Consider the following 14897-nt stretch of genomic DNA (forward strand, 5'->3'; position numbering starts at 1 on the left):
AGCAGAGTCATGTCACCCACCGCCCCGACGACGACCGCGGCCACCGCGGAAACCGCGGCCGCCACCTCCATCCCCACCACCCGCAACGTCGACCACTACGCCTACACCGTCGCGAACCTGGACGCGGCCGTGGACTTCTGCACCACGGTGCTCGGCGCCGACGTCCTCTACCGCCTCGGCCCGGTCGAGGAGCCGGACAGCGACTGGATGGCACGCCAGCTCGGCGTCCACCCGCGCGCGAGCGCCCACATCGCGATGCTGCGCCTCGGGCCGGACAGCAACCTGGAGCTGTTCGAGTACACCGCGCCTGAACAGCGGCGCCGGGCACCGGAGTTCACCGACGTGGGCGGGCACCACATCGGTATCCACGTGAGCGACCTGGACGAGGCGCTCGCCAAGGCCGCGCGCTCCCCGCACGTCCAGGTCCTCGGCGAGCCCTGGACGGACGAGAGCGGCCCGACGGCCGGCAACCGCCGGATCCACCTCCTCACGGACTGGGGCATGCGCCTCGAACTGCGCGAACTGGCGCACGCGTTGCCCTACGAGCGGGAGACCGGGGCACGCGTCTACCGGCCCTCGGGCGACTGGGCGCGCGGACTGCCCGGCGCCCTCGGCATCGGTCACGTCGGTTACTCGGTGGCCGACCTGGACGAGGCCGTCGCCTTCTTCACCGGCCCCATGGGCGGCGAACTCGTCTACCGCACCGCCGAGTCGGTGGACGCGGGCACCGCGCGGCGCCGGTACGGGGTGACCGGGCCGTTCCGCAAGGACACCGCCGCGATCCGGCTCGGCCCGGTCACCACCGTCGAGCTCAGCGGCTTCGAGGCCGAGGGCCGCCGCACCGAGCGCCCCCGCAACAGCGACGTGGGCGGCCACCACCTCGCGTTCTTCGTCGACGACGTCGAGCGCGCCGCCGCCTGGCTCGCCCGGACGGACGGCGCCGAGGTGCTCGGCGTCCCCCAGCTGATCGAGGACGGCGGCCCGATCCACGGTGACCGCTGGGTCTACTTCCGCGGTGTGGGCGGATTCCAGCTGGAGGTGCTCAACATGCCGCCCGGCATGCCGTACGAGCGCCACACGGCGGCACGCAGGTTCGGCCCGAGCCCGCGGTGGAGCAACCGCTGAGCGCCACGGGCCGAGGACGAGGCCGGGAACGACGATCGGATCAGGAAGGGGTGGGCGAGTGCGCTGGGACGACATCTACGTGGAGAGCGCTGCCGCCGAGTTCGGGGAGCTGCAGACCGGACAGGAGGCGGTGGCCGCGGGGCTGCTGCCGGCCGAGGAGATCGAGCGGAGCGCGCAGCGCTCCGTGTCGGTGAGCGACGGGCGCAGCGCGCCCGAGCTCGCCGTCGCCGCGGGCCGCGCGGCGCTCGCCCGCAGCGGCCGGGACGCACAGGACGTGGGGCTGCTGATCCACGCGAACTGCTGGTACCAGGGCCTGGAGTTCTGGAACACGGCGGCGTACGTCCAGGACCGGGTGCTCGGCCACGGCGACTGCGTGTCGTACGAGCTGCGCCAGATGTCCAACGGAGGGATGAGCGCGCTGGAGAACGCGGCGGCGCGCCTCACGGCGATCCCCGCCACACGGGCGGCCCTGGTCACCACGGGCGACCGGTTCGCCGACCCGGCCTTCCCCCGCTGGAGCACCGACCGGGGCCTCGCGTTCGGTGACGCGGGGACGGGCGTCGTCCTCTCCCGCACGCCGTCAGCGCTGCGCCTCGTCGCCACGTCGTCCTTCTCGCAGCCGATGCTGGAAGGTCTGCACCGCGGGGACGAGCCGTTCCTGCCCAGCGCGAGCCAGGCGGGACCGCTCGACCTGGTCGCGCGCAAGAAGGGCTTCCTGCGGGACCGCTCGCAGGAAGAGATCACGACGCGCAACGAGACGGGCATGATGTCCGCCGTCAAGAACTGCCTCGCGGAGGCCGGCGCCGACATCCACGAGATGGCGGCCGTGGTCGTCCCCTTCTTCGGGGCCCGGCTCTCCCGGTTGCAGTGCCTGGCTCCGCTCGGCATACAGCCCGAGGTGACGCTGCAGGAACTCGGCCTGACCGTGGGCCACTTGGGCGCCGGTGACCAGGTGGCCGGTCTGGCGAAGCTCTTGGCGGACGACACGCTGAAGAGCGGCGACAGGGTGCTGCTCGTAGGGGTGGGCGCGGGCTTCAGCTGGACCTGCGCGGTCCTGGAAAAGGGGAGAGGGGCGGGGCGATGAATCACGCCTGGAAGCGGTTGAGGGCCGAGGGCGTCGACGTATGGCTCGACGTGTCGGTCACAGTCGAGGGGGCGGCGCGCGAGGTCCGTCGCGCGCTCGCGCAGGGTGAGGTGGCGGGGGTCCGCATGGCGGGCCCGCAGGCGCGTTCCGCGGCCGGCACGGCACGCACCGCACCCACCGAACCCGCCGGACCCACCGAATCCACCGGACTCACCGACGAGATCAGGAGGGTCTGCGACACTCTGCTGCCGCGGTACTGGGCGAGCGGGGGAGCCAAGGGCCTGGTCTCCGTCCCCCTGCCCGCACCGCCGGCGCCCGAAGCCGTCACCTGGGTCGCGCGGGCCCGCGCCCTGCGCGAAGGGATCGACCGCCCCAACCTGGTCGTCCGCCTGCCCGCCGAGGCGGCCGACACGGCGACCCTGCGGGCGCTGTGCGTGCTGGACATCGCGGTCGAGGTGTCCGGGGTGCGCTCGCCGCGCCAGTACGGCCGGGCCGCCACCGCCCTCCTCGCGGCGCTGGACGAGTCGACCCGCTCCGCCTCCTTCATCTCCTTCGACGTGACCGGCATCGAAGGAGACGTCGACGCCCGCCTCGACCTCATCGGCTCCGACGAGGCCAAGGCGCTCCGGGGCCGGGCCGGACTGGCGTGCGCCCGCCTCGCGCACCGTACGCACGAGATGACGTTCGCCTCGGCGCGCTGGGGAGCGCTGGCGGCCGCCGGCACCCCGGAGCCCAAGCCGCTGTGGGTGACCGGCACGGCCTCCCCGTCCCGCGCGGCGCACGCCGTGCAGGAACTGGTGACGAGGGGCACGGCCGCGGCGATGACACCGGCCGCGGCGCACGTCCTCGCGGAGTCCGGCACGGTGAGCGGCGACCGGGTGTGGCGGCACTACGCCGACGCCGAGCGGACGCTGGCGTACCTGGACTGGTTCGGTGTCCCGGTGGAGTCCTTGGCGGCGCGGCCCCCGCAGGTCCCGGCGGCCGCGAAGACGCTCCTCCCGCCCGCCCGGACCCACCGGACGGCGCCCGCGGGTACGACGGCGTACCACCCCGGAACACGCCGCTCGCTGGCACCGGCCTGAGCGAAGAGCCCGGGTCAGGGTGCCGGGGCCCCGGCGGCCGCGCGGCCGCGCACCTTAAGGTGTGCGGCAAAGCGCAACAGAGGAGGCATACGGGGTGGGTGGGCGCAGGATGGCCGCAGGTGGGGGATCCGGAGGGCGGCGGGCGGCGCCGGGAAGCCGTCGTGCGGCGACCGGGCGGCGCAGGAAATCCGGGGAGCGGCGCAGGGCACGGTCGGACGGCGGCATACCCGACGCCCTTGCCAGGGTGCGCGGGCAGCTGCGGCGGCTGCGTCCCGCGTACCCCCGGCCGGGCCGCAGCGGATGGCGGCGGTGGGTGCCTTCGTGGCGTCAGTGGCTGGGCGCCTTCCTGTACTCGGTCATCGGCTTGACCGGCTTCGTCGCGATCGCGTACGCCGCCACGGACATACCGGACGACCTCAACTCGTTCGCCACGCAGCAGGACAATGTGTACTACTGGTCCGACGGTACGGTCATGGCCCGCACCGGCTGGGTCATCCGGCAGGAGATACCGCTGGACAAGGTGCCGCCGAAGGTCCGAGGGGCCGTCCTCGCGGCCGAGAACGCGAGCTTCTACTCGGATTCCGGCGTCTCGCCGAGCGGTGTCCTGCGCGCCGCGACCGCCGCGGTCACCGGCGGGGAGACCCAGGGCGGGTCGACGATCACCCAGCAGTACGTGAAGAACGTCTACCTCAGCCAGGACCGCACGCTGTCCCGTAAGTTCACCGAGGCCCTGCTCGCCGTGAAGCTGGACAACCACACGAGCAAGGACAAGATCTTCCAGGACTACCTGAACACCAGCTGGTTCGGGCGCGGCACGTACGGCATCCAGCGCGCCTCGCACGCGTACTACGGCAAGGACGTCTCGCGGCTCAACGCCAGCGAGGGCGCCTTCCTGGCCTCTCTCCTCAAGGGCGCCGGTCTGTACGACCCGGCCCTCGGCAAGGAGAACCGCGAGCGGGCCGTCGGGCGGTGGAACTGGATCCTGGACCGCATGGTGAAGACCGGCCACCTCTCGCAGGCCGAGCGCGCCACGTACAAGAAGTTCCCGGAGCCCACGAAGCCGGGCTCCGGTGGCACCATCCCGGGCGCGCAGACCGGCTACCTGGTGGAGCTGGCCAAGCGGCACGCGATCAAGGCCGGGCACATCAGCACCGCCGACTACGACCTCGGCGGTTATCAGATCCGCACGACCTTCGACCGGAAGCGCACGAAGGCCCTGACCGCCGCCGTCCGGAAGGCCGAGGACGGCTTCGACGCCAAGCGGCGGCCCGGCACCGACAAGTACGCCAAGATCGGCGCGGCGAGCGTGGGCCGGGACGGCCGGCTGCTCGCCGTGTACGGCGGCCCCGACTTCCTGAAGCAGGGCTTCAACCAGTCGAACGCGACGACCATCCCGGCCGGTTCGGCGTTCACCCCGTTTGTCTACGCCGCCGCGCTGGAGGACGGCGTACAGCTCACCCGTGAAGGGGGCCGCACCCCCGTCTCCCCGGCCAGCGTCTACGACGGCGACGACCGGATCGCCGTGCGGACACCGGAGGGGCCGTACTGGGACCGCAGCGGCAAGGTGGTGAAGGGACGCAACGAAGGCGGCAAGGACTGGGGCGAGGTGACGTTGCAGCGGGCCGTCGCGGGCTCCGTCAACACGCCCATGCTCCAGCTCGGTCTCGACGTCGGCCTGGACCGGGTGGAGAAGTACGCCCTGCGGGCGGGGCTGCTCGAATCGAGCCTCGGGGAGCGGATCCCCGCGTTCGCGCTCGGGGAGAACTCGACGCCCAGCGCCATCCGGATGGCCGGCGCGTACCGGACCTTCGCCGCCGACGGCATGCACACCGAGCCCTACTCGGTGCGCTCGATCAGCCGGGCCGGGGACACGGTGCCGATCGTGCAGCCGAAGGCCTCCCGGGCGGTGTCGCAGAAGACCGCGCAGGCGGTCACGGACGCCCTGCGGGCCACCATGACCGACGGGTCGGGCAAGGCGGCGGGCGGGGCGCACGCCGGTGCCGTGGGCAAGACGGGGACGACCACCGCGAACACGGCGGGCTGGTTCGTGGGCGGCACGCAGGAGGAGACCACCGCCGTGGTCGTCTACCGCATGTCGCTGAAGGATCTGGTGCCGCTGCCGCTGAAGGGTCTTGGCGGCGACGCCCCCGGAACGCCCGGCAGCGAGCGGGCGGTGGGCCTGTGGGCCGACTACATCAAGGGGGTCGAGTAGGTCCCGGGACGGTGGAGCGGGGAGGGCCGCCGCACGCCCCGACGTGGGCGGCGGCCCCCTCGGGCCGCTACTTGACGAGCGACTTCCAGTCCGGCGCCTGCGCCGGGTCGAGCAGCCGCAGCCGGGCGAGCACCTTCGGGTCCTGGACGTCGAGCCAGTCCGCCAGCTCCCGGAACGACACGCAGCGGACGCCCTTGCGCGGGCACACGTCCCGCATGACGTCCTCGACGGCGTTCATGTAGATGCCGCCGTTCCAGTCCTCGAAGTGGTTGCCGATGAACATCGGCGCCCGGCTGCCGTTGTAGACGCGGTTGAATCCGTTCATGTACGACTTGCGGACCTGCGCCTCCCAGGCCGGGAACTTCGCCGGGTCGCCCTGGGTGCTGTCGCCGGACTGGTGGTAGAGGAAGTTGAAGTCCATGGAGAGGACTTGCACCTCTTTGCCCTCCATGGGCAGGAGTTGCAGGGGAAAGTTCCATATGCCGTCGATCTTGGACGGCCATATCTGGAAGTCCCCCGAGGAACTCGCGTCGTAGCGCCAGCCGAACGGCTTGATCGCGGACAGCAGGTTCTTCTGCCCCTCCAGGCAGGGCGCGCGGCCACCGACCACTTCCCGGTCCGGGTCGAAGGGCAGGGGTGCCTCCTGGGTGAAACCGGTGTTGGTCTTCCACTCCTTCATGAACGAATACGTCTGCTCGATCTCGCTCTTCCACTCCGCCGGGCTCCAGTCCCCGCCGCCCTTGGGGCCGCAGAAGTGCCCGTTGAAGTGCGAACCGATCTCGTTGCCGTCCTTCCAGGCGCCGCGCAACTGCTCCAGCGTGGTCTGTATGTGCGGGACGGTCGGGTACGAGATGGCGGCCGACCCCGGGTTGTGCTGCGGCGGGCGGTAGAGCGACTTCTTGCTCTCCGGCAGGAGGTAGATGCCGGTGAGGAAGAAGGTCATGTGGGCCTTGCTCTCCCGCGCCGCTTGGCGGAAGTGGGAGAAGCGCTGGTCGTCGCCCTCCAGCGCGCCGTCCCAGGAGAAGACCACGAACTGCGGCGGCTTCTCACCGGGCTTCAGCTTCTTGGGTTTCAGCTGCCCGCGCTGCGGCCCGGTGTACGAGGTGGAGCCGTCGCCGAGGACCCGGACCTTGCCGTCCCACTTCTCCTCGCCCTTCTTCGCGCGCTTCGCCGAACGCGCCTTCTCCGCCGCGCTGCCCGGCGCGGCGGACGCGGCGTCACCGGCCTCGTCGCTCCGGCTCCCGGAGGAGTTCCCGAGGGCCAGAACGCCCGTGGTGGCCACCGCGCCCAGGCCGAGTACGGCGCCGACCACGGCCATGCGCTTGCGCTTGCGCGTCTTCTCGCGCGCCTTGCGGGCGGCTCGGGACTCGGCCGTCCGTGCGGATCCGGTGCCGTTCGGTTCGATCACAGCGGTCCTACCCCGTGTTCATCGCAGCAGGGCCGCGCGTGAAGTGTTTGTGTGAATATAGGACCGACCGGGTGGTCTTCAGTACCCCGGGTTCCTCACACCACGCTGCGCGACAGCGGCCGTTGGCCCCCTCCGAGGGGGCGCGGGCCGGTCGGTAGCCTTCCGTCCCGAGCGCTCAACGCCCGGCCCGGTACGGAGAAACAGCGAGGTAAGAGGCCCTGTGTTCACGACCCGCCCCACCCTCCAAGGCACCTTCGGCATGGTGTCGTCCACCCACTGGCTCGCCTCCCAGTCCGCGATGGCCGTACTGGAGGACGGCGGCAACGCCTTCGACGCAGCCGTCGCCGCGGGCTTCGTGCTGCACGTGGTCGAACCGCACCTGAACGGTCCCGCGGGCGAGGTCCCGATCATCCTCGCGCCCGCGGGGGGCGAGGTGCGCGTGCTCTGCGGACAGGGCTGCGCCCCGGCCGGCGCCACCGTGGCCCACTACCGCTCCCTCGGCCTCGACCTGGTGCCCGGCACCGGACCGCTCGCCGCTGCCGTGCCCGGCGCCTTCGACGCGTGGATGCTGCTCCTGCGGGACCACGGCACGAAGCCGCTCGCGGACGTCCTCGAGTACGCCATCGGGTACGCGGAGGACGGGCACGCGCCCGTGGAGCGGGTCGGCGAGACCGTGGAGACGGTACGGGAACTCTTCGAGAGCGAGTGGCCGTCGTCGGCCGAGGTCTATCTGCCGGGCGGTGCGCCCCCGCGCCCGGGCGAGCGGTTCCGCAACCCCGCGCTCGCGGCGACCTGGCGGCGGCTCCTCGCGGAGGCGGAGGCCGGCGCGGTCGACGGGTCCCGGGAGGCGCGGATCGAGGCCGCGCGGGAGGTGTGGCGCAGCGGGTTCATCGCCGAGGCGCTCGTGCGGCAGGCCGGGCGGCCCACCATGGACACGAGCGGCGAACGGCACGTGGGGACGCTCTCGGCGCAGGACCTGCGCGGGTGGACCGCGTCCTACGAGGCCCCCGTCACGTACGACTGGAACGGCTGGACCCTGTGCAAGGCCGGTGGCTGGAGCCAGGGCCCCGCGTTCCTGCAGCAGTTCGCGCTGCTGCCCCGGAACGTCGACGAACTCCCCGCGTACGGGTCCGCCGAGTACGTCCATCTCCTCGTGGAGGGCTGCAAGTTGGCCATGGCCGACCGGGAGGCCTGGTACGGGGACGCGGGGGAGGGGCCGGGGGCGGGGGTTCCGGTGGGTGAGCTGCTGTCCGCCGAGTACAACGCGATGCGACGGCGGCTCATCGGGGAGAAGGCGTCCTACCGGTTGCGGCCGGGGTCGCCGGGCGGGCGGGAGCCGCGGCTCTCCGCGCACGCGTACGCGGTGGCCGCGGGGGAGGCGGCGGACCTCGACAGGTGGGGCGGCACGGCGGCGGCCGGGGCCGGGGAGCCGACGGTGGCCGGGGACGGCGGGACCCGCGGCGACACCTGCCACGTCGACATCGTCGACCGCTGGGGGAACATGCTGTCCGCGACGCCCAGCGGCGGATGGCTGCAGTCCAACCCCGTCGTGCCCGAGCTGGGATTCCCGCTGGGCACGCGGCTGCAGATGGCGTGGCTTGAGGAGGGGCTGCCGAACTCGCTCACCCCCGGGCGGCGCCCCCGGACGACCCTCTCGCCGTCGCTGGCGTTGAAGGACGGCGTTCCGGTGCTGGCCTTCGGCACGCCGGGGGGCGACCAGCAGGACCAGTGGCAGGTTCACTTCTTCCTGGGCGTGGCGCTGCGGGACACGGTCCGGGGCGGCCCGGACCTCCAGGGCGCGATCGACGCCCCCAACTGGCACACGGAGTCGTTCCCCGGCTCCTTCCACCCCCGCGGAATGCACCCGGGAAGCCTCACGGTGGAATCACGGACGGACCCGGCGGTGGTGGAGGAGCTGCGCCGCAGGGGGCACGACGTGACGGTGGGCGGCGCGTGGTCGGAGGGACGGCTGTGCGCGGTGGCGCGGGACCCGGAGAGCGGGGTGCTGTACGCGGCGGCGAACGCGCGGGGGATGCAGGGGTATGCGGTGGGCCGATAGCGGTACGGGGGAGATGGGTGGGGCTGAGGAGGATGTGTGGTGCCGGGGGTTCATGGGGGGTTAAGGGCACGTTTGCCCAGGGCGTACGGGATGTCAGTGGGGCGTGCTCTCATGGAGGGCATGATCGAAGAGTTTCTGGCGCACGGGGTGCGCGACGTGGAAGAGGCCCTGCGCAAGGCCGCGGCAGCGGAGGTGACCCCCCGCTTCCGGCAGCTCGCCGAGGGCGACGTCGTGGAGAAGAGCGGCCCGCACGACATGGTGACCGTCGCCGACCGCCGCGCGGAGGAGCAGCTGACGGTCGACCTCGCCGCCCTCCTCCCGGGCTCCGTCGTCGTGGGCGAGGAAGCGGTGCACGCCGACCCGGCGACGTACGAGGCGATACGCGGCGACGCGCCCGTGTGGATCGTCGACCCGGTCGACGGCACGCGCCAGTTCGTCAACGGCGACCCGGGTTTCTGCATGCTCGTCGCCCTCGCGGTGAACGGCGAGGTCCAGGCCTCCTGGACGTACGCGCCGATGCTCGACCAGTTCGCCGTGGCGGTCCGCGGCCGGGGCGCCTGGCTGAACGGGCAGCGGCTGGTGGCCGGCTCACCCGAGGCGGGCGCGGACGTGGAGGTGGCCACCTCCCACCCGGACTACACCACCGAGGAGCAGAAGCGGGCCCTGCTGGGGCTGGGCGTCGAGGGCGTGAAGCCGCGGCCGTGCGGTTCGGCCGGGCTGGAGTACCTGGCCATCGCCAAGGGCGAGCTCGACGCCATCGCCTTCTCGTGGGAGCTGGACTGGGACCACGCCGCGGGCCTGCTGCTCGTCGCCGAGGCGGGCGGCGCCGACCTGACGCTGACGGGCGAGCCGTTCCGCATCGGCGGGGGCAACGCGCTGCCGTTCACCGCGGCCCGCGACGCCGCCACGGCCCGCCGGGTCGCAGGCCTGCTCGCCGCGGGCGCCGCCTGAGCGGGGAGGGGCCCGGGGAATGGGGCCGAGGCCCGGCCTATCCTGGGCGGCAGATGCCATCGGCTGACGAAATCGGCTGACAAAGGAGTCCGAAGGTGCCGTCGATGCTTGACGCAGTCGTCGTGGGAGCGGGACCGAACGGGCTGACCGCTGCCGTCGAGCTGGCCCGCCGCGGCTTCTCCGTGGCCCTCTTCGAGGCGAAGAGCACGGTGGGGGGTGGCGCGCGCACGCAGGAGCTGACGCTGCCCGGCTTCCGGCACGACCCCTGCTCCGCCGCCCATCCGCTGGGCATCAACTCCCCGGCGTTCCGCGCCATGCCCCTGGAGCGGTACGGACTGGAGTGGCTGCAGCCCCGGCTGCCCATGGCGCACCCGTTCCCGGACGGCACGGCCGCCATCCTGTCCCGTTCCGTCGCCGAGACCGCCGCCTCCTTCGGGCCGCGCGACGCGGGGGCGTACCGCAGGCTGGTGGAGCCCTTCCTGCCCCACTGGGACACGCTGCTGCGGGACTTCATGTCGCTGCCGATGACCTCGCTGCCGCGGGACCCGGTGACGCTCGCCCGGTTCGGCCTCGCGGGGCTGCCGCCGTCGACGTGGCTGATGCGCCGGTTCCGCGACGACCGGGCCCGCGCCCTGTTCGCGGGCCTCGTCGGACACGTCATGGCGCCGCTCGACGGCATCGTCACCGCCGGTGTCGGCATGGTCTTCGCGCTGTCCGCGCACGCCCGCGGCTGGCCCGTCGCCCGGGGCGGCTCGCAGTCCATCTCCGACGCGCTCACCGCGTACCTGAAAGACCTCGGCGGCTCCGTCCACACGGACTACGAGGTCAAGCGGCTCGACGACCTGCCGCCCGCCCGCGCCTACGTCTTCGACACCTCGCCGACCGCGCTCGCCAGGATCGCCGGGCTCGGCCGCGCCTATGAGGGATACCGGTACGGGGCAGGCGTCTTCAAGATCGACTACGCGCTCGACGGCCCGGTCCCCTGGACCGCCGAGGAGCCGCAGGTCGCCGGGACCGTGCAGATCGGCCCGGGCAGCAAGGACATCGGTGCCGCGCTGCACGCCGCCTCGCGCACGGGGCGCGCGCCGGAGAACCCGTTCCTGATCACCGTGCAGCCCAGCGTCGTCGACCCCTCCCGGGCCCCCGAGGGCAAGCACGTCTTCTGGGCGTACGGCCACGTCCCGAACGGCTGGGACGGCGACCTCACCGACGCGATCGAGCGGCAGCTGGAGCGCTTCGCCCCCGGCTTCCGCGACCGCGTCCTCGCCCGCGCCACGGCGGGCCCCCGCGAACTCGCCGCGCACAACCCCAACTACATCGGGGGCGACATCGCCTGCGGCGCCGCGAGCGGCCTGCAGCTGCTGCTGCGGCCCAAGATCTCCCTCTTCCCGTACGCCACCCGGCACCCCGCCGTCTTCCTCTGCTCGTCCGCGACGCCGCCGGGGCCGGGCGTGCACGGCATGTCCGGGCACAACGCCGCGAAAGCCGTGTGGAAGATGCTCAGGAGCCAGTCATGACCGTCCGGATCACCCTCGTCCAGGGCGACATCACCCAGCAGACCGCCGACGCCATCGTGAACGCCGCCAACTCCTCGCTGCTCGGCGGCGGAGGGGTCGACGGCGCCATCCACCGGCGCGGCGGCCCCGACATCCTCGCCGACTGCCGCCGCCTGCGCGCCTCACACCTCGGCAAGGGGCTGCCCACCGGCCGCGCCGTCGCCACCACCGCGGGACAGCTCGACGCCCAGCACGTGATCCACACCGTCGGCCCCGTCTGGTCCGCCACCGAGGACCGCTCCGAACTGCTCGCCTCCTGCCACCGCGAGGCCCTGCGCGTCGCCGCCGAACTGGGCGCGCGCACGGTCGCCTTCCCCGCGATCTCCACCGGCGTCTACCGCTGGCCGCTCGACGACGCGGCCCGCACCGCGATCGGGACGGTCCGTGAGGCCGCCGACCCCGCGCTCTTCGACGAGGTGCGGTTCGTGCTCTTCGACAAGGCCGCCCACGACGCGTTCGCCGCGGCGCTCGGGTAGGCGGTACCCGTAGCGTCCCGGGCAGCGTCCGGCTCCCTGGCAGCGCGACGTCGATGTCGGATTCTCGCCAGCCACGAGGGGCGGGACCCGCGATCCTTGACGGCATGCACACCGACACAGAGCGCTGTGTGAGCGCCGTTCAGTCGAAGGACGCCCGCTTCGACGGCTGGTTCTTCACGGCTGTCGTCACCACCCGGATCTACTGCCGCCCCAGCTGCCCCGTCGTGCCGCCCAAGGCCGAGAACATGACGTTCTACCCGAGCGCCGCCGCCTGCCAGCAGGCCGGCTTCCGGGCCTGCAAGCGGTGCCGCCCGGACAGCAGCCCGGGCTCTCCCGAGTGGAACCAGCGGGCCGATCTCGTGGCCCGCGCCATGCGCCTCATCGGGGACGGCGTCGTCGACCGCGACGGTGTCCCCGGCCTCGCCGACCGCCTCGGCTACAGCACCCGCCAGGTCGAGCGGCAGCTGTTCGCCGAGCTCGGCGCCGGACCGCTCGCGCTCGCCCGCGCCCAGCGCGCGCAGACCGCCCGGCTGCTCATCGAGACGACCGGACTGCCCATGGCGGAGATCGCCTTCGCTGCCGGGTTCTCCTCGATCCGCACCTTCAACGACACGGTGCGCGAGGTCTTCGCCCTCGCCCCCGGAGAGCTCCGGGCCCGCGCGCCCAGGGCGACCCGCACGGCGGCGCCCGGCGCCGCACCGTCCGGCGCCACCGGCGGTGTCCTCTCGCTGCGGCTCCCGTTCCGCGCACCCCTCAACCCCGACAATCTCTTCGGGCACCTGATCGCCACCGCCGTGCCCGGCATCGAGGAGTGGCGGGACGGGGCGTACCGCCGGACCCTGAGCCTCCCCTACGGGCACGGCACCGTCGCCCTCACCCCGCACCCCGGACACATCGGCTGCCGGCTCCGCCTCACCGACCTGCGCGACCTGACCATCGCCATCAGCCGCTGCCGCCGCATGCTCGACCTGGACGCCGATCCGGCCGCCGTGGACAGCCGGCTGCGGACCGACCCGCTGCTCGCGCCGCTCGTCGACAAGGCGCCGGGGCGGCGCGTGCCGCGCACCGTCGACGAGGCCGAGTTCGCCGTGCGTGCCGTCCTCGGCCAGCAGGTCTCCACGGCCGCCGCCCGCACCCACGCCGCGCGCCTCGTCACGGCGCACGGCCGTCCGGTCGAGGACCCCGAGGGCGGCCTCACCCACCTCTTCCCCACCCCGCAGGAGCTCGCCGACCTTGACCCCGACTCGCTCGCCCTGCCCCGCAGCCGCCGCTCCACCCTGACGAGCCTGGTACGGCACCTCGCCGACGGCAGCATCGGCCTCGGCGTGGAGAGCGACTGGGACGAGGCCCGCGCCCGGCTCACCGAACTGCCCGGCTTCGGCCCCTGGACGGTCGAGGTCATCGCCATGCGGGCGCTCGGCGACCCCGACGCGTTCCTCCCCTCCGACCTCGGCATCCGCCGTGCGGCGCGGGACCTCGGCCTGCCCCACACCCCCGCCGCGCTCACCGCGCGCGCCGCGGCCTGGCGGCCCTGGCGGGCCTACGCGGTCCAGTACCTGTGGGCCACCGACGACCACCCGATCAACTCGATCCCCGCGTAAGGGACTACACCCATGGAACGCACGGAGCACATGGAACACACGGAGCACATGGACCGCCTGCACACCCTCATCGACAGCCCCTACGGGCCGCTCACCCTCGTCGCCACCGGCGGCGTGCTCAGCGGCCTCTACATGACCGAGCAGCGGCACCGCCCGCCCGAGGAGACCTTCGGCGACCGCGACCCCGCGCCCTTCCGCGAGGCGATCAGCCAGCTGGAGGCCTACTTCAGCGGGGAGTTGACGGAGTTCGACGTGCCGCTGCGGCTCGACGGCACGCCGTTCCAGCGCACGGTCTGGCGCGCGCTCCAGCAGATCCCCTACGGCGAGACCCGTACGTACGGCGAACTCGCCGAAGCCCTCGGCAAACCCAACGCCTCACGCGCGGTCGGCCTCGCCAACGGCAAGAACCCGATCGGCGTCATCGTGCCCTGCCACCGCGTCATCGGCGCCAACGGCAGCCTGACGGGGTACGGCGGCGGGCTCGACCGCAAGCAGCGGCTGCTGGCCTTCGAGGGGGGATCGGTGAGCGCCGCCGCGGACGCGCTGTTCTGAGAGCCTGTCTTTGAACCCCCGGCGCCCGCGCGGGCGCCGGGTCAGCCGGCCCGGTACCCGTCCTCCAGCTCCGCCGGGCCGTCGCCCCGCGCCAGCACGTCGAGCGCGGCGGCGACCCTGCGCCCCAGCTCCTCGGGCAGATACTCCGCGAGCTCCGCGGGGGCGACCAGCCGCCAGGAGACCAGCTCCTCCTCCTGCAGCTTGATCGACTTCAGCTGCTCGGTGCCGAGTACGCCACCGTCGTACAGGTAGGCGATCAGCGGCGGCCGCGGCCGCACCGGGCCCGGCGGCACCCAGTCGACCGCGAGCAGCGGCCCCGGCGCCACGTCGAGCCCGATCTCCTCCAGCGTCTCTCTGCGCGCCCCCTGCCGCGGCGTCTCCCCGTCGTCCGACTCGACGGTCCCGCCCGGCAGCGCCCACCCCTCGCGGTAGTTGGGCTCGACGAGCAGCACCCGCCCCTCCGCGTCCCGGAAGAGCGTGGCGGCCCCGACGAGGACGCGGGGCAGGCCCGCGATGTACGTGGCGAAGTCCTGAAGGGTCATCCGGGAAGGGTAACCAAGGCGCTTCCGTCGGTCCCAGGGCCCAGGTCCGTCATGATCCACGCAACGAGGCCTGATCGATCATTTCCGTGCTCATGGCGCACCACTATCGAGCGATATCAGGGGATTTTCCGCCGGAGCACGCCGTCTCGCGCCCCGGTCGGCCATGGGCAGCGGGCCCTGTCTGCGGTTATGGTCGCAGCGGCGCGACTGCCTTGACGCGAGCAAGGCCCGGAAAGCAAGGGGAAACCA

At 73.1% G+C, this 14897-nt stretch carries 12 protein-coding genes; 10 read left to right on the forward strand and 2 right to left on the reverse strand.

All coding sequences use genetic code 11. The features are described 5' to 3' along the window. The first annotated feature begins 9 nt into the window (after positions 1–9). From ACI2L3_RS37340 to ACI2L3_RS37355, 4 genes are all read left to right on the forward strand, one after another. Entirely contained in the window at positions 10–1125 is a 1116-nt protein-coding gene (locus tag ACI2L3_RS37340; protein WP_404756903.1) for a VOC family protein, read from the forward strand. 58 nt (positions 1126–1183) lie between these two features. Next, positions 1184–2209: a ketoacyl-ACP synthase III family protein gene (locus ACI2L3_RS37345; RefSeq protein ID WP_404756904.1), complete on the forward strand. Its 1026-nt coding sequence runs from the start codon at positions 1184–1186 to the stop codon at positions 2207–2209. Further along, positions 2206–3291 carry a transaldolase family protein gene (locus ACI2L3_RS37350; protein WP_404756905.1) on the forward strand — a complete coding sequence of 362 codons (1086 nt, stop codon included), beginning with the start codon at positions 2206–2208 and terminating at the stop codon, positions 3289–3291. The genes ACI2L3_RS37345 and ACI2L3_RS37350 overlap by 4 nt, the downstream gene beginning before the upstream one ends. Positions 3292–3400: 109 nt before the next feature. Then, a complete protein-coding gene (locus ACI2L3_RS37355; RefSeq protein WP_404756906.1) occupies positions 3401–5503 on the forward strand; it encodes a transglycosylase domain-containing protein in 2103 nt (700 codons plus the stop codon). 67 nt (positions 5504–5570) lie between these two features. Here ACI2L3_RS37355 and ACI2L3_RS37360 read toward each other — a convergent pair whose 3' ends face one another. Further along, a complete protein-coding gene (locus tag ACI2L3_RS37360) occupies positions 5571–6821 on the reverse strand; it encodes a hypothetical protein (RefSeq protein WP_404756956.1) in 1251 nt (416 codons plus the stop codon). Between the two features lie 310 nt (positions 6822–7131). Between ACI2L3_RS37360 and ACI2L3_RS37365 the strand changes: the two genes are divergently transcribed. The 6 genes from ACI2L3_RS37365 to ACI2L3_RS37390 all read left to right on the forward strand — a co-directional run bounded on the left by ACI2L3_RS37365 (position 7132) and on the right by ACI2L3_RS37390 (position 14106). Continuing rightward, positions 7132–8970, forward strand: a complete 1839-nt coding sequence (locus tag ACI2L3_RS37365; protein WP_404756907.1) for a gamma-glutamyltransferase family protein — start codon at positions 7132–7134, stop codon at positions 8968–8970. A 120-nt stretch (positions 8971–9090) separates the two neighbouring features. Beyond that, on the forward strand, positions 9091–9921 hold the full coding sequence (locus tag ACI2L3_RS37370) for an inositol monophosphatase family protein (protein ID WP_404756908.1): 831 nt from the start codon (positions 9091–9093) through the stop codon (positions 9919–9921). A gap of 104 nt (positions 9922–10025) precedes the next feature. Beyond that, positions 10026–11438, forward strand: a complete 1413-nt coding sequence (locus tag ACI2L3_RS37375; protein ID WP_404756909.1) for a phytoene desaturase family protein — start codon at positions 10026–10028, stop codon at positions 11436–11438. Further along, positions 11435–11953 carry an O-acetyl-ADP-ribose deacetylase gene (locus tag ACI2L3_RS37380; RefSeq protein WP_404756910.1) on the forward strand — a complete coding sequence of 173 codons (519 nt, stop codon included), beginning with the start codon at positions 11435–11437 and terminating at the stop codon, positions 11951–11953. Before ACI2L3_RS37375 ends, ACI2L3_RS37380 begins: the two co-directional genes overlap by 4 nt. Before the next feature lie 104 nt (positions 11954–12057). Next, positions 12058–13554, forward strand: coding sequence for an AlkA N-terminal domain-containing protein (locus tag ACI2L3_RS37385; protein WP_404756911.1), 1497 nt, complete (start codon positions 12058–12060; stop codon positions 13552–13554). Positions 13555–13602: 48 nt separating this feature from the next. Continuing rightward, positions 13603–14106 (forward strand): methylated-DNA--[protein]-cysteine S-methyltransferase, encoded by a 504-nt coding sequence (locus tag ACI2L3_RS37390; protein ID WP_404756957.1) that lies wholly within the window; start codon positions 13603–13605, stop codon positions 14104–14106. 41 nt (positions 14107–14147) lie between these two features. On the opposite strand, the gene ACI2L3_RS37395 is transcribed toward ACI2L3_RS37390, so the two are convergent. Next, positions 14148–14648, reverse strand: coding sequence for an NUDIX domain-containing protein (locus ACI2L3_RS37395; RefSeq protein WP_404756912.1), 501 nt, complete (start codon positions 14646–14648; stop codon positions 14148–14150). Between the last annotated feature and the right edge of the window lie 249 nt (positions 14649–14897).

Source organism: Streptomyces sp. NPDC029674 (assembly GCF_044903205.1).
Classification (GTDB): Bacteria; Actinomycetota; Actinomycetes; order Streptomycetales; family Streptomycetaceae; genus Streptomyces.